This is a genomic window from Bacillus sp. PS95 (assembly GCF_037963565.1).
GTDB classification, from domain to species: Bacteria; Bacillota; Bacilli; order Bacillales; family Bacillaceae; genus Bacillus; species Bacillus subtilis.
Genome location: NZ_CP150160.1, coordinates 451266 through 470458 on the forward strand (window position 1 = coordinate 451266; position 19193 = coordinate 470458).

The 19193-nt window shown below is 46.7% G+C and carries 22 protein-coding genes; 17 read left to right on the forward strand and 5 right to left on the reverse strand.

Annotated features, from left to right (window positions below):
- Positions 1–9: 9 nt before the first annotated feature.
- Both ycnJ and ycnK read right to left on the reverse strand, forming a co-directional pair.
- Entirely contained in the window at positions 10–1635 is a 1626-nt protein-coding gene (ycnJ, locus tag NSQ12_RS02350; protein WP_217024529.1) for a copper transporter YcnJ, read from the reverse strand.
- A gap of 34 nt (positions 1636–1669) precedes the next feature.
- Positions 1670–2242, reverse strand: coding sequence for a copper uptake transcriptional regulator YcnK (gene ycnK / locus NSQ12_RS02355; RefSeq protein ID WP_144500877.1), 573 nt, complete (start codon positions 2240–2242; stop codon positions 1670–1672).
- 164 nt (positions 2243–2406) lie between these two features.
- Between ycnK and NSQ12_RS02360 the strand changes: the two genes are divergently transcribed.
- From NSQ12_RS02360 to lepB, 6 genes are all read left to right on the forward strand, one after another.
- Positions 2407–2760, forward strand: coding sequence for a hypothetical protein (locus NSQ12_RS02360; protein ID WP_003246726.1), 354 nt, complete (start codon positions 2407–2409; stop codon positions 2758–2760).
- Positions 2761–2932: 172 nt separating this feature from the next.
- Positions 2933–4369: a PTS mannitol transporter subunit IICB gene (locus tag NSQ12_RS02365; protein WP_010886406.1), complete on the forward strand. Its 1437-nt coding sequence runs from the start codon at positions 2933–2935 to the stop codon at positions 4367–4369.
- Positions 4370–4393: 24 nt separating this feature from the next.
- Positions 4394–4825, forward strand: a complete 432-nt coding sequence (locus NSQ12_RS02370; RefSeq protein ID WP_003234440.1) for a PTS sugar transporter subunit IIA — start codon at positions 4394–4396, stop codon at positions 4823–4825.
- Between the two features lies 1 nt (position 4826).
- Complete coding sequence (locus NSQ12_RS02375) at positions 4827–5948, forward strand: mannitol-1-phosphate 5-dehydrogenase (RefSeq protein WP_116316419.1); 1122 nt, start codon at positions 4827–4829, stop codon at positions 5946–5948.
- A gap of 89 nt (positions 5949–6037) precedes the next feature.
- Positions 6038–7102, forward strand: a complete 1065-nt coding sequence (locus tag NSQ12_RS02380) for a tartrate dehydrogenase (RefSeq protein WP_153939951.1) — start codon at positions 6038–6040, stop codon at positions 7100–7102.
- A 133-nt stretch (positions 7103–7235) separates the two neighbouring features.
- The gene (gene lepB, locus NSQ12_RS02385) at positions 7236–7799 is read left to right on the forward strand and encodes a signal peptidase I (protein WP_003234434.1); all 564 of its coding nucleotides are present in this window, start codon (positions 7236–7238) and stop codon (positions 7797–7799) included.
- A gap of 59 nt (positions 7800–7858) precedes the next feature.
- On the opposite strand, the gene NSQ12_RS02390 is transcribed toward lepB, so the two are convergent.
- Complete coding sequence (locus tag NSQ12_RS02390) at positions 7859–8467, reverse strand: dienelactone hydrolase family protein (RefSeq protein ID WP_339175815.1); 609 nt, start codon at positions 8465–8467, stop codon at positions 7859–7861.
- A gap of 84 nt (positions 8468–8551) precedes the next feature.
- Here NSQ12_RS02390 and NSQ12_RS02395 point away from each other — a divergent pair, with 84 nt between their 5' ends.
- Positions 8552–8944 carry a 3-hydroxyacyl-ACP dehydratase FabZ family protein gene (locus NSQ12_RS02395; RefSeq protein WP_159376652.1) on the forward strand — a complete coding sequence of 131 codons (393 nt, stop codon included), beginning with the start codon at positions 8552–8554 and terminating at the stop codon, positions 8942–8944.
- Between the two features lie 32 nt (positions 8945–8976).
- On the opposite strand, the gene NSQ12_RS02400 is transcribed toward NSQ12_RS02395, so the two are convergent.
- Positions 8977–9141: a hypothetical protein gene (locus NSQ12_RS02400; protein WP_003234425.1), complete on the reverse strand. Its 165-nt coding sequence runs from the start codon at positions 9139–9141 to the stop codon at positions 8977–8979.
- Between the two features lie 132 nt (positions 9142–9273).
- On the opposite strand from NSQ12_RS02400, the gene NSQ12_RS02405 reads away from it, so the two are divergent.
- The 9 genes from NSQ12_RS02405 to NSQ12_RS02445 all read left to right on the forward strand — a co-directional run bounded on the left by NSQ12_RS02405 (position 9274) and on the right by NSQ12_RS02445 (position 16696).
- Complete coding sequence (locus tag NSQ12_RS02405; RefSeq protein ID WP_003234424.1) at positions 9274–10023, forward strand: phosphoglycolate phosphatase; 750 nt, start codon at positions 9274–9276, stop codon at positions 10021–10023.
- 205 nt (positions 10024–10228) lie between these two features.
- Positions 10229–11002, forward strand: coding sequence for a 5-oxoprolinase subunit PpxA (pxpA, locus tag NSQ12_RS02410; RefSeq protein WP_339175817.1), 774 nt, complete (start codon positions 10229–10231; stop codon positions 11000–11002).
- A gap of 14 nt (positions 11003–11016) precedes the next feature.
- Entirely contained in the window at positions 11017–12231 is a 1215-nt protein-coding gene (locus tag NSQ12_RS02415; protein ID WP_014478854.1) for an NRAMP family divalent metal transporter, read from the forward strand.
- A 23-nt stretch (positions 12232–12254) separates the two neighbouring features.
- Positions 12255–13028 carry a putative hydro-lyase gene (locus tag NSQ12_RS02420; protein WP_339176654.1) on the forward strand — a complete coding sequence of 258 codons (774 nt, stop codon included), beginning with the start codon at positions 12255–12257 and terminating at the stop codon, positions 13026–13028.
- A gap of 44 nt (positions 13029–13072) precedes the next feature.
- Entirely contained in the window at positions 13073–13795 is a 723-nt protein-coding gene (gene pxpB, locus NSQ12_RS02425; RefSeq protein WP_014478855.1) for a 5-oxoprolinase subunit B, read from the forward strand.
- Between the two features lie 2 nt (positions 13796–13797).
- Entirely contained in the window at positions 13798–14805 is a 1008-nt protein-coding gene (gene pxpC / locus NSQ12_RS02430; protein WP_003234419.1) for a 5-oxoprolinase subunit PxpC, read from the forward strand.
- Positions 14806–14820: 15 nt separating this feature from the next.
- Positions 14821–15573: an IclR family transcriptional regulator gene (locus NSQ12_RS02435; protein WP_014478857.1), complete on the forward strand. Its 753-nt coding sequence runs from the start codon at positions 14821–14823 to the stop codon at positions 15571–15573.
- Between the two features lie 63 nt (positions 15574–15636).
- A complete protein-coding gene (gene lipC, locus NSQ12_RS02440; RefSeq protein ID WP_029317305.1) occupies positions 15637–16278 on the forward strand; it encodes a spore germination lipase LipC in 642 nt (213 codons plus the stop codon).
- A 172-nt stretch (positions 16279–16450) separates the two neighbouring features.
- Positions 16451–16696: a YczI family protein gene (locus tag NSQ12_RS02445; RefSeq protein WP_003240256.1), complete on the forward strand. Its 246-nt coding sequence runs from the start codon at positions 16451–16453 to the stop codon at positions 16694–16696.
- 5 nt (positions 16697–16701) lie between these two features.
- Here NSQ12_RS02445 and NSQ12_RS02450 read toward each other — a convergent pair whose 3' ends face one another.
- Positions 16702–16989 carry an antibiotic biosynthesis monooxygenase gene (locus tag NSQ12_RS02450; protein WP_160243137.1) on the reverse strand — a complete coding sequence of 96 codons (288 nt, stop codon included), beginning with the start codon at positions 16987–16989 and terminating at the stop codon, positions 16702–16704.
- 150 nt (positions 16990–17139) lie between these two features.
- Here NSQ12_RS02450 and pbpC point away from each other — a divergent pair, with 150 nt between their 5' ends.
- Positions 17140–19146: a penicillin-binding protein 3 gene (gene pbpC / locus NSQ12_RS02455; RefSeq protein WP_339175820.1), complete on the forward strand. Its 2007-nt coding sequence runs from the start codon at positions 17140–17142 to the stop codon at positions 19144–19146.
- The last annotated feature ends 47 nt before the right edge of the window (positions 19147–19193 follow it).

Sequence of the window (19193 nt, forward strand, 5' to 3'; positions counted from 1 at the left end):
AAACACTCCTTAATTGGTCTTTGTAAACATGATATTGATTTCGTTAAAGTCGCCGGTCAGGCCGTGGACTTTGATCTTCCAGTTTCCTTTTTCATTAATCGACAGGTTTTGATCTTGGAAGACGCCTTTTGTTTTTTCTTTTAATGTAAAGGTGCTTTTGTTTTCGCTGCCTGACAGGCCTGTTTTATAAACGGTTAACGTGATTTGCTGGATGTTTTTCACGGGATCTCCGTTATGGTCGGTGACACGCAGCTCAAAAACATTTTTTCCGGGCTGGTTTGGGCTGATGCTGAGAGAAACGCTTTGTCCGTTCTCAATCGCTTTGGTTTGGTAAAACGGTTCCGGCGCCGGCTCAGGCGGGCTTGGCAGGCTTGTAAACACGGCCGCTGTGATCAATACAGCGATGCCGATTGCCCACTCCGCTTTCAACGTTCGGCTGATTCCTGTGCGGCGCTGCTTTCTGGTAAGCAGAAAATGAATTGCGCCTAAGACCAGCATGAAAACAAACAGCCCGCTTTTCACTAAAAGAGCTTGGCCGTACGCTGTATGGAACAGAGAATCCATTGAACGAATGATGAAAAATCCATTAAGCAAGCCTGAAAACAAAATGACACCGACTGCAGTGAGCGCCCATGGGGAGAACCGTCTGACCGTCTCCCACGCGAGCGTTTTGTCAGGCTGCCTCCATTCTTTTGAGAGTAGCAAAACGAGTGCCGCTATTCCGCCGACCCAGATGGAAGCGGAAGTTAAATGAAGGAAATCCATCAAAATGCCGACCGTTTTTTCTTCAACGACAGCAGCATGCCCGGTAAACGCCTTGGCAAGCAGGAGACCGAAAAAGAAAATGAGCGGCGCTGTCCAATAGCCAAAGGATGAAAAGCGGTTTTTCCGTATCGCAGGGATGACAGACAGTGCGAGCAGCACGAACAGCGCAGCCTGTATGATCCAAATGGAGCCGCCTGCTGTCTCAAACAGTGTTTCTCTGATGTAGCCCGGCTGGAATGCGCTGCCCCAGCCGCCGCCTGCGTTCGCTTTTGTCTGAATCGGAAGCTGAAGCAAAAGCGCCAGCCCCAATGCTGCGATCGAGCCGGTCAGGATACGTCTCGTCCGTTTGACGAGCTGTTCTGATTTCCCTTTATACCAGAAAAGATGGAAGAAAACCGTTCCGATAAACAGAGATAAGGCTGTATACAGAATCGCGCGATCTGCTGCTGTTCCCGGATTCAGAGCTGAATCGGCTGCTTTTTGGCTGCTGAATCCGCCATCCGCTTTCCCGATACTGAACGGAATGGCGCCGGAAACAGGATGTCCATCCGCGGATACGGCATTCCATTCCGCTCTGTACACATCTTTAGGCAGATTCTTCTTCAGCTTCACTGTCATGATGTGATGATTATCTTTTTTGATTTCAGTCTTGTCCGTATCCACACGGTCGCCGTTTGAATTATAGACTTTAATGTAATGAAACCCTTCTTCAACCGGTTCATTAAATTCGATTTCCACCTGCGCAGGGGCGCTTTTTAATTCGCTGTTTTCCCCAGGTGAAGATTTGACAATATAGGCGTGAGCAAAGCTTGTTTTCGGCAGGAAAACAAGAAAAAGCAGAAGGATGATCCACCATCTGTTTCGCTTCATCACTCAGACACCACCTTCCGCTGTATGTGTTGTGTTATTTCTTGGTGCAGGTGCAGCGTTTCTTTCTGTCTTGAAGCATATCTTCCAGCGCTTGGTCGAAAGTGCGGACGGCTCCGCCGAATCCTTTTTGAAATCGTTCGGCATGGTCAAGTGCCGCAAACGGAATGGCCTGCGGCTGGCAGCAGTGCAGGTTTAATTCAGCATTTACGACGAAATAAGCCGAACCGGCACTGACGGTTGTCTGTAACAGAAAATCTCTGCAAATCAAGTGTGAAACCTCTTCCGTTTTATCCGCGTAACGCAAAAACGCGCAATGTGCGCAGCATAGCTGTTCAATGTCTTGGTTTACCGTAATCAGCTGAACCGAATGAGCTTGATTGACGGGCTTCAAGCAATAGCTGCACATATGATCCGTTTGAGGTGTTCGGGCGGGGAGCGTGATGCCGCCGGCCGTTTTAATGACCTGATTTGACTGAACCAGCTGATTGACATCTCTATATACCGTCATTTCCGAAACGCCGAACCTTGCGCTGATGTCAGAAATTCTAAGCGAGCCTTCTTCTTTCAGCCACTTCAGTATGTGTTGCTGTCTATTAATCGGAAGCATTCATACACCCTCTTCATTAAGATCTATTTAAGCGTAGAGGATTTTAGAGACGGAGACAAGTAAGTGGATGATAAAAAATGTGAAAATGTGTTGAACAGCAACAAAACGAAACAGAAGGGACTCTGGTATAATAGACAGATGGAATAGAAAGTGAGGAATACCCTATGAAAGAAACACCATGCCCGAACTGCGGCAAACCTTTGACAGGCGATATGGTCAGATCATCAAATGTGCCTTGTCAATTTCGCTGCGGCCACTGCCGGGAACGGCTTTATGAATATAAAGTTTCAGCTCCGATTATGCTGGTATCATTAGCGGCCATCGTGCTGCTTATTTATCTTTTGATGCTCCTCCGCAATGCGGCAGGCTCAGTGCTGCCAGCTGTACAGCACGTGCCGATGGCTGTATTTGCGCTTGTGTGCGCGTATCCCGTTTTTATTGTGAGTGAGCGGATGATTGCAAAGTACGTGATTCAAAATGGCAACATCATTTATAGAGGAAAGAGAAAAGGCTCCTGAAACCAGGAGCCTTTTTATTTTTAAAAAATTGTCACAGTCATGTGCCAAAGTCCTCTTTACTTTCAATTGTATAGGGACTGTAAGCGTTTTAACATAGAGTCAAAGGGAAGCATCATTCTCTGAACATATTTTTGTATCTTACAGCGACAAACAAAACAGGGAGGGTTTATATATGCAGCAGCAAGAACAGCAGCAAGGCGGCATGAAAGTGAAAGTGCAACGCTTTGGGAGTTATTTGAGCGGAATGATCATGCCGAATATCGGCGCGTTTATCGCGTGGGGTATCATTACCGCGCTGTTTATTCCGGCAGGATGGTTTCCGAATGAACAGCTGAACACGCTGGTCAGCCCGATGATTACGTATTTATTGCCGCTTTTGATAGCGTATACAGGCGGAAAAATGATCTACGACCACCGCGGCGGAGTTGTCGGAGCGACAGCGGCAATTGGGGTGATTGTAGGATCGGATATTCCAATGTTTTTAGGCGCAATGATTATGGGTCCGCTTGGCGGATACCTCATTAAACAGACTGATAAATTATTCAAGGATAAAGTCAAGCAAGGCTTTGAAATGCTGATCAACAACTTTACGGCAGGGATTGTCGGCGCGGCTTTAACGATTCTCGCGTTTTACGCCATCGGCCCGGTTGTCTTGACGCTAAATAAATTGCTGGCGGCTGGTGTGGAAGTCATTGTACACGCTAATTTACTGCCGGTAGCCAGTGTTTTTGTAGAACCGGCGAAAGTGTTGTTCCTTAACAACGCCATAAACCATGGAATCTTAAGCCCGATCGGAATCGAGCAAGCATCTCAAACAGGAAAATCAATTCTGTTTTTAGTAGAAGCAAACCCTGGACCGGGGCTCGGCATTTTGCTGGCCTACATGTTCTTTGGCAAAGGATCTTCAAAATCAACGGCTCCCGGTGCGGCGATCATCCATTTCTTCGGAGGGATTCACGAGATTTACTTCCCGTACATTCTGATGAAACCGGCCCTGATTCTCGCAGCCATTGCCGGCGGAGCAAGCGGACTCTTAACATTTACGATCTTTAATGCCGGACTTGTCGCGGCAGCGTCACCGGGAAGCATTATCGCATTGATGGCAATGACGCCAAGAGGAGGCTATTTCGGCGTATTGGCGGGTGTATTGGTCGCTGCAGCTGTATCGTTCATCGTTTCAGCAGTGATCCTGAAATCCTCTAAAGCTAGTGAAGAAGACCTGGCTGCCGCAACAGAAAAAATGCAGTCCATGAAGGGGAAGAAAAGCCAAGCAGCAGCTGCTTTAGAGGCGGAACAAGCCAAAGCAGAAGAAGCGTCTGAGCTGTCTCCTGAAAGCGTGAACAAAATTATCTTTGCGTGTGATGCGGGAATGGGATCAAGTGCCATGGGGGCATCCATCTTAAGAAACAAAGTGAAAAAAGCGGAGCTTGACATCAGTGTGACCAACACGGCCATTAACAATCTGCCAAGCGATGCGGATATTGTCATCACCCACAAAGATTTAACAGACCGCGCGAAAGCAAAGCTGCCGAACGCGACGCACATATCAGTGGATAACTTCTTAAACAGCCCGAAATACGACGAGCTGATTGAAAAGCTGAAAAAGTAATCTTATAGAAAGAGAGTGATACTCATGCAAGTACTCGCAAAGGAAAATATTAAACTCAACCAAACGGTATCATCAAAAGAAGAGGCCATCAAATTGGCAGGCCAGACGCTGATTGACAACGGCTACGTGACAGAGGATTACATTAGCAAAATGTTTGAACGTGAAGAAACGTCTTCTACGTTTATGGGGAATTTCATTGCCATTCCACACGGCACAGAAGAAGCGAAAAGCGAGGTGCTTCATTCCGGAATTTCAATTATACAAATTCCAGATGGTGTTGAGTACGGAGAAGGCAACACGGCAAAAGTGGTATTCGGCATTGCGGGAAAAAATAATGAGCATTTAGACATTTTGTCTAATATCGCCATTATCTGCTCAGAAGAAGAAAATATTGAACGCCTGATCTCCGCTAAAAGCGAAGAAGATTTGATCGCCATTTTCAACGAGGTGAACTGACATGATCGCCTTACATTTCGGTGCGGGGAATATTGGGAGAGGGTTTATCGGCGCGCTGCTTCATCACTCCGGCTATGATGTGGTGTTTGCGGATGTAAACGACACGATGGTCAGCCTCCTCAACGAAAAAAAAGAATACACAGTAGAACTGGCAGAAGAGGGACGTTCATCAGAGGTCATTGGCCCGGTGAGCGCTATTAACAGCGGCAGTCAGCCCGAAGAGCTGTACCGGCTGATGAATGAGGCGGCGCTCATCACAACAGCTGTCGGCCCGAATGTGCTGAAGCTGATTGCCCCATCTATCGCAGAAGGTTTAAGACGGAGAAACACTGCAGACACACTGAATATCATTGCCTGCGAAAATATGATTGGCGGAAGCTGCTTCTTAAAGAAAGAGATATACAGCCATTTAACGGAAGCAGAGCAGAAATCCGTCAGTGAAACGGTAGGTTTTCCGAATTCTGCCGTTGACCGGATCGTCCCGATTCAGCATCATGAAGACCCGCTGAAAGTATCGGTTGAACCATTTTTCGAATGGGTCATTGATGAATCAGGCTTTAAAGGGAAAACACCAGTCATAAACGGCGCACTGTTTGTTGATGATTTAACGCCGTACATCGAACGGAAGCTGTTTACGGTCAATACCGGACACGCGGTCACAGCGTATGTCGGCTATCAGCGCGGACTCAAAACGGTCAAAGAAGCAATTGATCATCCGGAAATTCGCCGTGTTGTTCATTCGGCGCTGCTTGAAACTGGTGACTATCTCGTCAAATCGTATGGCTTTAAGCAAACTGAACACGAACAATATATCAAAAAAATCATCGGCCGCTTTGAAAATCCTTTCATTTCGGACGATGTGACCCGCGTAGCGAGGTCACCTCTCAGAAAACTGGGAGAAAATGATAGACTTGTAGGCCCGGCAAAGAAAATAAAAGAACCGAATGCATTGGCGGAAGGAATTGCCGCAGCACTGCGCTTCGATTTCACCGGTGACCCTGAAGCGGTTGAACTGCAAGCGCTGATCGAAGAAAAAGGATACAGCGGCGTACTTCAAGAGGTGTGCGGCATTCAGTCCCATGAACCGTTGCACGCCATCATTTTAAAGAAACTAAATCAATAACCGACCACCCGTGACATTGTGTCACGGGCTTTTTTTACTATCTCGCAATCTAGTATAATAGAAAGCGCTTACGATAACAGGGGAAGGAAATGACGATGAAACAATTTGAGATTGCGGCAATACCGGGAGACGGAGTAGGAAAAGAGGTTGTAGCGGCTGCTGAGAAAGTGCTTCATACAGCGGCTGAGGTACACGGAGGTTTGTCATTCTCATTCACAGCTTTTCCATGGAGCTGTGATTATTACTTGGAGCACGGCAAAATGATGCCCGAAGATGGAATACATACGCTTACTCAATTTGAAGCAGTTTATTTGGGAGCTGTCGGAAATCCGAAGCTGGTTCCCGATCATATATCGTTATGGGGGCTGCTGCTGAAAATCCGGAGGGAGCTTGAGCTTTCCATTAATATGAGACCCGCCAAACAAATGGCAGGCATTACGTCGCCGCTTCTGCATCCAAATGATTTTGACTTCGTGGTGATTCGCGAGAACAGTGAAGGTGAATACAGTGAAGTTGGCGGGCGCATTCACAGAGGCGATGATGAAATCGCCATCCAGAATGCCGTGTTTACGAGAAAAGCGACAGAACGTGTCATGCGCTTTGCCTTCGAATTGGCGAAAAAACGGCGCAGCCATGTGACAAGCGCCACAAAGTCTAACGGCATTTATCACGCGATGCCGTTTTGGGATGAAGTCTTTCAGCAGACAGCCGCTGATTATAGCGGAATCGAAACATCATCTCAGCATATTGATGCGCTGGCCGCTTTTTTTGTGACGCGTCCGGAAACGTTTGATGTCATTGTGGCGAGCAACTTGTTCGGTGATATTTTAACCGACATCAGCTCAAGCCTGATGGGAAGCATCGGCATTGCGCCTTCTGCGAACATCAATCCATCCGGCAAATATCCGTCCATGTTTGAACCGGTTCACGGCTCAGCTCCTGACATTGCCGGACAGGGCCTTGCCAATCCGATCGGCCAGATTTGGACAGCGAAGCTGATGCTCGACCACTTCGGAGAGGAAGAATTGGGGGCGAAAATTCTGGATGTAATGGAGCAAGTGACTGCCGACGGCATCAAAACACGCGACATTGGGGGACAAAGCACAACGGCTGAGGTCACTGATGAAATCTGTTCGCGCTTAAGAAAGCTCTGATGAATCAGGCCGGGGCAGATGGCTGCCCCGGCCTGTCCATTTCCTTACGAAAATTTCCACGAAAGTCTAACCAAGCAGATCCAAATGCTGTATAATAATTTGGAATTCTTAGGAAAGCATCGGGTGAAGGAAGTTGAATGCAAAAACAATCACGTTAAAGAAAAAAAGAAAAATCAAAACGATCGTTGTACTCAGTATCATTATGATCGCAGCTCTCATTTTTACGATCAGATTGGTGTTTTACAAGCCTTTTCTTATTGAAGGATCATCAATGGCCCCAACGCTTAAAGACTCAGAAAGAATTCTGGTTGATAAAGCAGTCAAATGGACTGGCGGGTTTCACAGAGGAGACATCATAGTCATTCATGACAAAAAGAGCGGCCGCTCATTTGTCAAACGTTTAATCGGTTTGCCTGGTGACAGCATTAAAATGAAAAATGATCAGCTATACATAAATGATAAAAAGGTGGAAGAACCATACTTAAAGGAATATAAACAGGAGGTCAAAGAGTCGGGTGTAACCTTAACAGGTGACTTCGAAGTTGAGGTTCCTTCCGGTAAATATTTTGTGATGGGAGATAACCGTCTCAATTCACTGGATAGCAGAAACGGAATGGGCATGCCTTCTGAGGACGATATCATCGGTACTGAATCTCTCGTCTTTTATCCATTCGGTGAGATGAGACAGGCAAAATAAAATGCAATGCAAAAAGAACATGGAACATGACGGCACCGATAATAAAGCGCCGTGCACGTTTAAAAAAATGATGATGAAACGGTGCGGAGCCGGCTTTCCGCCCCGTTTTTTATGATAGAGAGCGTTTGGAAGAAAAGGGCCCTGTTGAAATAAACAGAATCAGGATTGGCGAAGCCGTGAAGCGCATCGAATTGATAAATCTCAAGATGGGTATGCTGTTTTTCCCGCAGTTTTTTGATAAGAAGCGCTACGTCAAACGACGGCTCATAATTAGGGAAAAACAATAGGACCGGGCAGGCTGGCACGTGATGAAGAGAGTCGCGTATCCGGGAACCGTAATAACAAACCGATCCGCTCACCTCAGGCATACTGCTGCATTTCCATGCGATAGTAGCCCCCACGCTGAATCCAATCACAAAGATGTGCCGTCCGGCGTTTTGTCTGATCACATTCTGGATGATGGTTTCTCCCGTTTTCAGCCGTTCGTGTTTTGTAAATCGTTCGTATGCCGTTTTTTCTTCTTGCAGTGTGTAGACTTCATTCTCGCCGAGCAGGTTGGGCGTCAACACATCATATCCAGCCATTTTGATCAGCCGGCCCATCTTTTTCATATGGCTGTTTACACCGTATATTTCGTGTACGAGAATGACAAGCGGTTTTGGGGACATAACGGCCTCCTTTTGTGTTTTTTCCATTATATCCTATCGTTTCACTTTAGGCTGAGATATAATGGTCAAAAAAGGAGATATAAAATGAACTCATTATCTTTGCCTCACCGCTATCCATTTTTGTTTATTGATGGCGTGACGGATAGCGAGCCCGGCAAACATGCGGCAGCTTATAAGCTGATTAGTGTGAACGACTGGTTTATCACTGATACGCAAACAGAAATGCCGTTTTCACTTGTGATTGAAGCGCTTGCGCAAACCGCGGCTTTTACAGGAATTACAGATGAGAACAGCTTGGGATTATTGTCTTCGGTGAAGAAAGCGGAAAAGCTGGGAGAAGCTGTGCCTGGTGACCGGCTTGATCTTACGTTTGAAGTCACGCGCAATCGGCGCGGGTTTGTGTTCGGACGTGCCAAGGCGTCAGTTGGAGAGCAGCCTGTTGCTGAAGCTGAAATCGGCATCTATATTGAAAAATGAAAAAAACCCTTCACAACATTTTGTGAGGGGTTCTATTTTGTGTCGTAATCCCGTTCGCTTTGAGAGTTATCTCTTTGCTGGCGTTTGTGTTTTTCATCATTCATATTTTCCTTCAGCTCTTCATTAGGAATCGGATCGGTTAAGTCGTTGTGCTCGGGGTTTTCATTTGGTTTGTTTTGCTGTTTTTTTTCTGTCATGTTTGATCACCTCACCGTTTGTTTTCCTCTTATCCGTTCTCCTCAAACATAGGAAATCGCTTTTTTGTCCCGCTGGGTATAATGTATTAGAATAGAGAGAAGCACAACAAAAAGATAAAGAGAGGTACATATATGTCTGTTCAAAGAGAAGATGTAGATATCAAGCTGATCGCAATTGATATGGATGGTACACTGCTGAACGACGAGCAGCTGATTTCGGATGAAAACCGCAAAGCCATTCGTGAAGCGGAGGATAAAGGTGTGTATGTGGTGATCAGCACGGGCCGGACGCTGATGACGTGCAGGGAGCTGGCGGAATCGCTAAAGCTGTCATCCTTTCTAATCACGGCAAACGGCAGTGAAATTTGGGATTCGAATTTTAATTTGGTGGAACGGAAGCTGCTTCATACGGACCATATTCAAATGATGTGGGATTTGCGGAATAAGCACAACACTAATTTCTGGGCTTCTACGGTGAATAAAGTATGGAGAGGCGAGTTTCCGGAAAACATTACGGATCATGAATGGCTCAAATTCGGCTTTGACATCGAGGATGACGATATCCGAAACGAAGTGCTTGAGGAGCTGAGAAAAAACAAAGAGCTCGAAATCACAAATTCAAGTCCGACAAACATTGAAGTCAACGCGCTTGGCATCAACAAAGCTGCAGCCCTTGCCAAGGTTACGGAAAAACTCGGCTTTACAATGGAGAATGTGATGGCGATGGGCGACAGCCTTAATGACATTGCGATGATCAAAGAAGCGGGTCTTGGCGTCGCAATGGGCAATGCGCAAGACATCGTAAAAGAAACGGCTGATTATATCACGGATACAAATATTGAGGATGGTGTCGCTAAAGCGATTCGCCATTGGGTACTATAAAAAAAGAGAGTCCTAAGATGGACTCTCTTTTTTAGTTTGGCAGGTTTTCTTCTGGGACCATGGTAGGTTTTCTGACAAAAGTATTTCACAAACTGATATGATTCACTTATAATGAAATAAAGTTCAAAAATTCGGAATAGTCATTCCGAATTTCGGGACAATAAATGACATAAAGCATACCGTTTGCTTTGGCAGGAGGGATTCTGTGTTTCAGATTGATTTAAACTGTGATTTAGGAGAAAGCTTCGGAGCCTACAAGATAGGCCTTGACCAAGATATTTTAGAGTATGTGACATCAGCGAATATCGCATGCGGATTTCATGCAGGAGATCCTAGTGTTATGCGAAAAACCGTCGCGCTTGCAGCGGAAAAAGGCGTAAAAATCGGCGCGCATCCGGGCTTGCCGGATTTACTCGGTTTTGGGCGCCGCAATATGGCGATTTCTCCTGAGGAAGCGTATGATCTTGTCGTTTATCAAATTGGCGCGCTCTCTGGCTTTCTAAAAGCAGAGGGACTTCACATGCAGCACGTCAAGCCGCATGGCGCTTTATACAATATGGCGGCAGTCGATCAAAAACTGTCGGATGCTATCGCGAAAGCTGTCTATAAGATTGATCCAGGCCTGATTCTTTTCGGTCTTGCTGAGAGTGAGCTTGTAAAAGCGGGAGAACGGATCGGACTTCAGACCGCAAATGAAGTGTTCGCCGACAGAACATACCAATCGGACGGCACGCTGACACCGCGCTCCCAGCCGGACGCACTCATTGAAAGTGATGATGCCGCCGTCACCCAGGTCATCAAAATGGTGAAAGAAGGGGCGGTCAAATCTCAGCAAGGACATGATGTGTCATTAAAAGCAGATACAGTCTGCATTCATGGAGATGGAGCCCATGCGCTGACATTTGCGCAAAAAATCAGAAAACAGCTCGAAGCGGCTGGAATTGAAGTGACAGCTATTTCAGAACAGAAGTCAACATAAAGGAGGAACAATAGATGGAGCAGCAGAAAAAGACAGCAGGAAAAAAGGCGGGAAGCTGGTCATTGCTGATGGGCGCCGCCTTTTTAATGGCGACATCAGCAATCGGACCGGGTTTCCTCACCCAAACCGCAACATTCACAAACACACTCGCAGCAAGCTTCGGTTTTGTCATCTTAATTTCTATTATTTTAGATATTTTCGCCCAAACCAATGTGTGGCGCATCATCGCAGTTTCTGGAAAACGAGGTCAGGAAATTGCGAATATGGTGCTTCCCGGACTGGGGTATTTCATCGCCATTCTCGTCGTGCTTGGCGGACTAGCTTTTAATATTGGGAATATCGGAGGGGCCGGGCTGGGACTTCAGGTGCTGTTCGGCATTACACCTGAAACAGGCGCTTTAATCAGTGCCGTTATCGCCATTTTGATTTTTGTCATCAAGGAAGCAGGAAAAGCGATGGATCGTTTTACGCAAATCGCGGGGTTCGTGATGATTATTTTAACGGTCTACGTTGCGGCGACGACAGCTCCTCCGGTCGGACAGGCAGTCGCAAATACATTCGTCCCGGAACACATCAGCATATTTGCCATTGTCACCCTAGTGGGCGGAACCGTCGGCGGTTATATCACATTTGCCGGGGGACACCGTTTGCTTGATGCCGGAATTAAAGGGAAGGAATCCATTCCGCAGGTGACAAAAAGCTCGGTTGTCGGCATTTTAATTACATCTGTCATGCGTATCGCTCTTTTTCTTGCGGTTCTAGGCGTTGTATCGAAAGGCCTGCACATCGATGAAAGCAACCCGGCGGCTTCTGTCTTCAAGCTGGCTGCTGGAAATGTCGGTTATAAAATTTTCGGATTGATCATGTGGTCTGCGGCGATTACGTCTGTTATTGGAGCAGCCTATACATCTGTTTCATTTTTCAAGACCTTTTCTCCAAAAATTGAAAAGAATTCACGCGGTATTATTATCGGATTTATTGTGGTTTCTACGTTAGCTTTTGTCACAATCGGCCAGCCTGCGAAGATCCTCGTCCTTGTCGGTTCACTGAACGGCTTAATTCTGCCGATTGCGCTCGGAACGCTGCTTGTTGCCGCCTACAAGAAAAACATTGTCGGTGATTATAAGCATCCGCTTTGGCTGACAAGCACAGGCGCGCTTGTAGTGATTGTAATGGCAGTTATGGGAATCTACACGTTAATTACACAACTTCCTCAATTGTGGAGCTGATATAAGTGGAGCAATTAAACAAAATGGCGCCAAAGGATGTACGCGCCCTGATACGAGAGGGGAAAATAAACGGGCCGACCGCAGGCATGTCCGGCGGCTACGCCCAAGCGAATCTTGTGGTTTTGAAAAAGGACCTTGCGTTTGATTTTCTGCTGTTTTGCCAGCGAAATCAAAAGCCCTGCCCAGTGCTGGATGTGACTGAAGCAGGTTCGCCTGTGCCGTCTCTGGCTGCGCCTGATGCTGATATCAGAACGGACTTTCCGAAATACCGTATTTACAGGCACGGTATCCTAACGGAAGAAGTATCTGATATTACGCCATACTGGGAGGACGATTTTGTCGGCTTTCTGATCGGATGCAGTTTCTCCTTTGAACAGGCACTGATCAATAATGGGATAGCTGTCCGGCATATTGATGAGGGGACAAACGTCTCAATGTATAAAACGAATATCGATTGTGTTCCGGCGGGGGCGTTTCACGGACAGATGGTTGTCAGCATGAGGCCAGTTCCTGAGCGGTTGGCTGTACGTGCCGCACAAGTGACCTCGCGTTTTCCGGCTGTGCACGGAGGGCCGATCCATATCGGCAATCCGGGAGCAATCGGGATTCGCGATCTCGGGAAACCGGATTTCGGAGATGCCGTTCCCATTCGTGACGGCGAGGTTCCTGTTTTTTGGGCATGCGGGGTGACTTCGCAAGCCGTGGCTATGAATGTAAAGCCTGAAATGGTCATCACACATGCGCCGGGGCATATGCTCATCACAGATATTCGAGACGAGTCGCTTGCGGTGCTGTAACCTCTCGTCATCCTGATGAACGAGAATTAAAAGAGGTGAGAAAGATGACTGTACGATATCAAATCGAACAGCTCGGTGATTCTGCAATGATGATCCGATTCGGAGAAGAAATCAATGAACAGGTCAACGGCATTGTCCACGCCGCGGCCGCTTATATAGAAGAACAGCCATTTCCGGGATTCATTGAATGTATCCCGGCTTTTACAAGTCTAACTGTATTTTATGATATGTATGAAGTGTACAAGCATTTGCCTCAAGGCATAAGCTCACCTTTTGAGAAGGTCAAGTGCGATGTCGAAGAGCGCCTGGCAGAAATAGCCGAAGACTATGAGGTCAACCGCCGTATTGTAGAAATTCCTGTCTGCTATGGCGGTGAATTTGGTCCGGATTTAGAAGAGGTGGCGAAGATCAATCAGCTGTCACCGGAGGAAGTAATCGACATTCATACAAACGGTGAATATGTGGTGTATATGCTTGGCTTCGCGCCCGGTTTTCCTTTTCTAGGCGGGATGTCAAAACGCATTGCAGCTCCGAGAAAATCATCGCCAAGACCGTCGATTCCCGCAGGTTCGGTCGGTATTGCGGGATTGCAGACAGGCGTTTATCCGATTTCAACGCCGGGCGGCTGGCAGCTGATCGGCAAAACGCCGCTGGCTCTTTTCCGGCCGCAGGAAAACCCGCCGACATTGCTGCGGGCGGGAGATACTGTGAAATTCGTTCGCATCTCAGAAAAAGACTATCACGCCTATAAGGAGGAGTCCAATTGAGCATGAAAGTATTAAAGCCCGGACTGCTCACAACGGTTCAGGATATAGGCAGAACGGGTTACCAAAAATACGGCGTTCTGGCCAGCGGCGCTATGGACACGGTTTCACTGCGCATTGCCAATTTGTTGATAGGAAACGGCGAAAATGAAGCAGGTCTCGAAATAACGATGATGGGGCCCGGTCCGTCGTTTCATTTTTCAAAACAGACACTGATTGCTGTGACAGGGGCGGACTTCACGCTGCGTATTAATGACGAGGAAGCGCCTTTATGGAAGCCTGTGCTCATCAAGGAAAACAGCACGGTCAGCTTCGGCCCCTGCAAACTCGGCAGCCGTGCTTATTTGGCGGCAGCCGGCGGCATCGAGGTGCCTGCCGTCATGGAAAGTAAAAGCACATACGTCAGAGGAAGCATCGGCGGACTTCATGGCAGAGCGCTTCAAAAAGAAGATGAACTGAACATTGGAGAGATGTCAGCTCTTTCGCAAACCATCCTTTCCCGCTTAAGTTCGCAGCTTGGAAAACAGGGATTTGCAGCACCGAAGTGGTCAGTCAGCCGCGGCAGATTTCTGCCATTGAAGAAGAATCCCGTCATTCGGGTGCTGGAAGGAAAGCAATTTGCCTTTTTCACAGAAGAATCAAAAACGCGTTTTTATGAAGAAGCATTTCGTGTCACGCCGCAGTCCGACCGTATGGGCTACAGGCTCAAAGGAGAACCGCTCGAACTGAAGGCCCCGCTTGAGATGGTGTCGGAAGCGGTTTCATTCGGAACAGTTCAGGTGCCGCCTGACGGCAACCCGATTATCCTGCTTGCAGACCGGCAGACGACTGGCGGCTATCCGAGGATCGCGCACATCATATCCGCTGATCTGCCGATTGTTTCCCAAATCATGCCGGGCGAGCACGTCCAGTTTGAACCTGTGTCCCTTCAGGAGGCAGAAGCGCTTGCGGTAGAACGGGAACAGCATATAAAAGAACTGAAAACGAGAATGAAGATGGAATGGCTGACATAGCAAAGGGGATGAATGATGCAGAATAAAAATAAAACCGTAGTCAAATCTATGGCGCTGCTTAATTTGTTTTTGCATAAACCAAGCCTAACCTTAAGTGAACTGGTGTCGCTGACGGGAATGCCGAAGACCTCTGTTCACCGGATGGTCAGCTCTTTGGAGGAAATGGGGTTCCTCAGTCGGGATGCGTCCGGCGCTTATTCGCTGGGATTGGTGTTTTTGGAATTCGGACAGCTTGTCGCTGACAGGCTGGATATCAGAAAAATAGCGAAACCGGTGATGGAAGAGCTGTGCCGGGAAGTGGATGAGGCCGTGCAGTTGATCATGAGGGACGGCAATGAAGCGATATACGTTGAGAAAATAGAAGGGACACAGACTGTGCGGCTGTATACGGCGATCGGCAGGCGTTCCCCCCTATACGCGGGAGCGTGCGCCAGAAGCATTCTGTCCTTTCTTCCCCGTGAAGAAATCGAAGCATACATCAAACAAACCGAGCTCATTTCGATTGGCTCCGGAACGATTACCGATCCCGAAAAACTGCTTCAGGAGATTGATGCCTCTGTGCAAAATGGCTATACTGTCAGCTATTCAGAGCTCGAAAACTATACGGCGGCGATCGGCGCCCCGATCTTTAACCATAAGCGCCAAGTGGCAGCCGGCATTAGCATTGCAGGCTTTGAAGCGAGATTTACAGAAGACAGGCTGCCCTATTTAACAGAAAAGGTGAAGGACGCCGCTTTACAGATTTCAAGAAAAATAGGATATACATAAGTAGCCAATCTTTTCTCTGCTGCGTACATTAACGTATCGACGTTCAAGAGTGGAGGAAAGAACATGGTGCTTCGATATACAGCTCTGGGCGATTCCTTGACGACAGGGAGAGGCTCCGGGCTGTTTTCACCCGGCTTCGTCCAGCGTTTTGGGGACATGATGGAAGCTGACTTGAAAACAAGAACGGCAATAAACATATTTGCCAGATCAGGCCTGAATACAGAAGAGATTTTGGGACTCCTGTCATATCCCTATGTGCAAAAATGCATTCGAGATGCTGATATGATAACGATCACAGGGTGCGGAAACGATCTCATCGATTCGGTCTTAGCCTACCAAACCTCTAAGGATGAAACGATTTTCAGCCGTGTATCCGCCCATTGTCATGAGAATTTTGAAAAGATGATTGCCAAAATCGCCGAGATTAAAGGAGAAAATCCTTCCCCGTACGCCATTCGTGTGTTCAACTTATACAATCCGTTTCCCGAAATTGATATCGCCGGCAAATGGATCACTTCGTTTAATTCACATTTAGAAACACTTGCATCAGCACCCCATGTCAAAATCGCGGATGCCTATAGCATCTTCAAAGGCAAAGAACAGGAATATCTGTCCTTTGACGGTGTCCATCCGAACAGCAAAGGCTATCAAGCGATGGCTGAAGCCGTTCACAAGCTAGGCTATAAAGAATTATCAGTTTCATAGAAAACGCGCCTCATGACAGGCGCGTTTTTTATGTGTGATCGAAATATTAAAAGAAACTTAAAATTCTCTGTCTTCTGTTCTACAGACAAACAAAGTGCGCTAGAATAATGGAGGGCGTAGGCAAATATAGCCATAACGTTCAATATTTCGTATATAAGGAAGGATGGTCCTTTTGTTTCGGATTTTTAAAATGTCTTTTGCGGTTATCATTATTATACTGGCGCTTATTGCTTTTAACTATACGGAACACACCTCTGTTATCCAATCGGTCATGCTCGTCTTTCTTGGTGCGGTCATGTTTATGCAGGGGCTTGAAGAACGCAAAAAAGAAAATGACGGCTCAGGCGCTTTTAATATTTATACCGCCGTTTTTGTATGGTCTGTCTCCCTTATCGGTTTTACACTTCATATTATATAAATCTATTACACATCCTGAAAATGCTCGACCGTCGGGAACGGGGTATAGAACCGATGAAGCAAGGCTTTCCACTCTTGATACTCTGAAGAACCGCGAAAGCCTTCCGTATGGTCCTCAAGTGTTTCCCACTCCACAAGAAGCAGATATTTATGCGTTTCCTCCATGCATTTTGATAACGAGTGAGTGATATAGCCCTTCATGCCGGAAATAATCGGCGCCGCTTGCCGGAATGCATCCTCAAACTCTTGTTCAAGGCCTTCTTTAATGTGAAGCATTGCTGCCTCCCTGAACATGCTATCCCTTCTTTCTGTCTTTTCAAATAGTCTACAGCAAACGATAGGAGATTTCTGCAAAATCGGTGAACTTTTCCTTCATTTTCAAAAAAATCTTGCACGCACCAATTCAATTAAGAGAAAATAACAAGTGGAAGGCAGGGGAAAGTCATGTTAAAAAAGTGTATTCTACTAGTATTTCTATGCGTCGGATTGATTGGGTTAATCGGATGCTCCAAAACAGATTCACCAGAGGATCGCATGGAAGCATTCGTGAAACAGTGGAACGATCAGCAATTCGATGACATGTATCAAAGCCTGACTAAAGATGTCAAAAAAGAAATCTCCAAAAAAGATTTCGTCAACAGGTATAAAGCCATCTATGAGCAGGCCGGCGTAAAAAATTTGAAAGTCACTGCGGGAGAAGTAGATAAGGACGATCAAGACAACAAGACAATGAAACATATCCCGTATAAAGTCAGCATGAACACAAATGCCGGCAAAGTCAGCTTCAAGAATACTGCTGTGCTGAAATTAGAAAAAACAGATGACGAGGAGTCATGGAATATAGATTGGGACCCATCGTTTATTTTCAAGCAGCTGGCTGACGACAAAACCGTGCAAATTATGAGCATTGAACCGAAACGAGGCCAAATTTACGATAAAAATGGAAAAGGTTTAGCTGTCAATACAGATGTTCCGGAAATTGGAATTGTTCCCGGAGAGCTTGGCGATAAAAAAGAGAAAGTCATAAAAGAACTCGCCAAAAAACTTGATTTGACTGAAGACGACATCAAGAAAAAGCTGGATCAAGGCTGGGTAAAAGACGATTCGTTTGTGCCGCTCAAAAAGGTCAAGCCTGACCAGGAGAAATTAGTTTCTGAAGCGACGTCATTACAAGGCGTAACAAGAACGAATGTCAGCTCCCGCTACTATCCGTATGGCGAAAAGACAGCCCATTTGACAGGCTATGTCCGCGCCATTACAGCGGAAGAACTGAAGAAAAAGAAAGAAGGAACGTACAGCGATACGTCTAACATCGGTATCGCCGGACTTGAAAATGTGTATGAAGACAAGCTAAGAGGCACAACTGGCTGGAAAATCTACGTGCCGCAAACCGGGGAAGTCATTGCTGAAAAGAAAGCAAAGGACGGCGAGGATCTTCACCTCACAATTGATATCAAAACGCAAACGAAGCTGTATGATGAACTGAAGGATGACAGCGGGGCGGCAGTCGCGCTGCAGCCGAAGACAGGCGAAACACTCGCCCTTGTCAGCGCGCCTTCCTACGATCCAAACGGATTTATATTCGGCTGGAGCGATAAGGAATGGAAAAAGCTAAACAAAGATAAAAACAATCCGTTTTCAGCGAAATTCAATAAGACATACGCGCCAGGTTCTACCATTAAACCGATTGCGGCTGCTATTGGAATCAAAAACGGCACCCTTAAAGCCGATGAGAAGAAAACAATCAAAGGCAAGGAGTGGCAAAAAGATTCGAGATGGGGCGGCTATTCAGTGACACGTGTGTCTGAGAGACTTCAACAAGTCGATTTGGAAAACGCCCTTATTACGTCAGACAATATTTATTTTGCCCAGAATGCGCTTGATATGGGAGCGGACACCTTCACAAAAGGCTTAAAAACATTCGGTTTTTCAGAGGACGTTCCGTATGAATTCCCGATCCAGAAATCGTCTATTGCAAATGACAAGCTTGATTCAGACATTTTGCTTGCGGATACAGGCTATGGACAAGGGCAAATGCAAATGTCTCCGCTTCACTTGGCAACTGCTTACACGCCATTTGTTGACAATGGAGATCTTGTCAAACCGACGCTGATCAAAAAAGATTCACAAACAGCTGATGTTTGGCACAAGCAAGTGGTCACGAAGGAAGGGGCGGCAGACATTACAAAAGGTCTGAAAGGCGTTGTGGAAGATGAGCGCGGATCAGCGTATCAGCCTGTCGTAAAAGGAATCACAGTGGCCGGGAAAACAGGAACAGCCGAGCTGAAAACATCAAAAGATGATAAAGACGGCACGGAAAATGGCTGGTTTGTCGGCTACGATTACAAAAACAAAGACCTGCTTGTCGCCATGATGATCCAAAATGTGCAGGACCGCGGCGGCAGCCACTATGTCGTTGAGAAAGCGAAAAAGCAATTTCAATCGAATTAAAATGTCTTTTTAAAAGGAGCGAAAGGAAAAAGGGGATCTGAGGCCGA

Excerpts from the sequence above, each read along its gene's own strand:
- NSQ12_RS02435 (WP_014478857.1), top strand. The coding sequence starts at position 14,821 with ATGCAGAATAAAAATAAAACCGTAGTCAAATCTATGGCGCTGCTTAAT.
- pbpC (WP_339175820.1), top strand. The coding sequence starts at position 17,140 with ATGTTAAAAAAGTGTATTCTACTAGTATTTCTATGCGTCGGATTGATT.
- NSQ12_RS02415 (WP_014478854.1), top strand. The coding sequence starts at position 11,017 with ATGGAGCAGCAGAAAAAGACAGCAGGAAAAAAGGCGGGAAGCTGGTCA.
- ycnK (WP_144500877.1), bottom strand. The coding sequence starts at position 2,242 with ATGCTTCCGATTAATAGACAGCAACACATACTGAAGTGGCTGAAAGAA.
- pxpB (WP_014478855.1), top strand. The coding sequence starts at position 13,073 with ATGACTGTACGATATCAAATCGAACAGCTCGGTGATTCTGCAATGATG.
- NSQ12_RS02380 (WP_153939951.1), top strand. The coding sequence starts at position 6,038 with ATGACGATGAAACAATTTGAGATTGCGGCAATACCGGGAGACGGAGTA.
- lipC (WP_029317305.1), top strand. The coding sequence starts at position 15,637 with ATGGTGCTTCGATATACAGCTCTGGGCGATTCCTTGACGACAGGGAGA.
- NSQ12_RS02400 (WP_003234425.1), bottom strand. The coding sequence starts at position 9,141 with ATGACAGAAAAAAAACAGCAAAACAAACCAAATGAAAACCCCGAGCAC.
- NSQ12_RS02390 (WP_339175815.1), bottom strand. The coding sequence starts at position 8,467 with ATGTCCCCAAAACCGCTTGTCATTCTCGTACACGAAATATACGGTGTA.
- pxpC (WP_003234419.1), top strand. The coding sequence starts at position 13,798 with ATGAAAGTATTAAAGCCCGGACTGCTCACAACGGTTCAGGATATAGGC.
- NSQ12_RS02420 (WP_339176654.1), top strand. The coding sequence starts at position 12,255 with ATGGCGCCAAAGGATGTACGCGCCCTGATACGAGAGGGGAAAATAAAC.
- NSQ12_RS02405 (WP_003234424.1), top strand. The coding sequence starts at position 9,274 with ATGTCTGTTCAAAGAGAAGATGTAGATATCAAGCTGATCGCAATTGAT.
- NSQ12_RS02370 (WP_003234440.1), top strand. The coding sequence starts at position 4,394 with ATGCAAGTACTCGCAAAGGAAAATATTAAACTCAACCAAACGGTATCA.
- NSQ12_RS02450 (WP_160243137.1), bottom strand. The coding sequence starts at position 16,989 with ATGTTCAGGGAGGCAGCAATGCTTCACATTAAAGAAGGCCTTGAACAA.
- NSQ12_RS02395 (WP_159376652.1), top strand. The coding sequence starts at position 8,552 with ATGAACTCATTATCTTTGCCTCACCGCTATCCATTTTTGTTTATTGAT.
- ycnJ (WP_217024529.1), bottom strand. The coding sequence starts at position 1,635 with ATGAAGCGAAACAGATGGTGGATCATCCTTCTGCTTTTTCTTGTTTTC.
- NSQ12_RS02360 (WP_003246726.1), top strand. The coding sequence starts at position 2,407 with ATGAAAGAAACACCATGCCCGAACTGCGGCAAACCTTTGACAGGCGAT.
- NSQ12_RS02375 (WP_116316419.1), top strand. The coding sequence starts at position 4,827 with ATGATCGCCTTACATTTCGGTGCGGGGAATATTGGGAGAGGGTTTATC.
- NSQ12_RS02365 (WP_010886406.1), top strand. The coding sequence starts at position 2,933 with ATGCAGCAGCAAGAACAGCAGCAAGGCGGCATGAAAGTGAAAGTGCAA.